Source organism: Oscillibacter sp. ER4, assembly GCF_000765235.1.
In the GTDB taxonomy this organism is placed as follows: Bacteria; Bacillota; Clostridia; order Oscillospirales; family Oscillospiraceae; genus Hominicoprocola; species Hominicoprocola fusiformis.
On the sequence record NZ_JPJG01000127.1, the window covers coordinates 1 to 585 of the forward strand.

Annotated in this window: 1 protein-coding gene; it reads left to right on the forward strand. The window is 62.7% G+C overall.

What is annotated here, in order from left to right; all coding sequences use genetic code 11:
• Positions 1-570 (forward strand): zinc-ribbon domain-containing protein (locus NI20_RS0113635; protein ID WP_197055416.1); only part of this gene is annotated, 570 nt, incomplete at its 5' end.
• Positions 571-585 lie beyond the last annotated feature (15 nt).

Genomic DNA, 585 nt, shown 5'->3' on the forward strand with positions numbered 1-585 from the left:
CAGGTGATCTCCGGTACAAGGCGCAAAGTCTGGTGGCGCTGTCCGAAAGGCCATTCGTGGCGCGCGGCGGTGTATTCGAGGACGACCCTCGGCACGGGCTGTCCGGTCTGCACCGGACGGCAGGCGTTGGCCGGTGAAAACGATCTTGCGACGCTGTACCCGGACATTGCCGCGCAGTGGGACGAGGAGAAAAACGGCGTGCTCCATCCAAACAATGTCACCGCGGGCTCGAATCGCCGTGTGTGGTGGCGATGCGAAAAAGGCCACTCCTATCGTGCGATGATTGCGCAGCGCGTGCAGCGCGGCGACGGCTGTCCTTACTGCGCCAACCGAAAGGTGCTGCCGGGCTTCAATGACTTAGCGACCGCAGCGCCGCTCGTCGCGAAGCAATGGCACGAGACCCTCAACGGCGCACTGACACCAGAGATGGTCACAGCCGGCAGCCACAAAAAAGCGTGGTGGCAGTGCTCTTACGGCCATGTCTGGAAAGCCACCATCTACTCCCGCGCCGGTGTGCAGCAATGCGGATGTCCCGTCTGCGCCGGGAAAACCAAGCGCAAAACCAAGTAAACCCAGCCCGCGGAG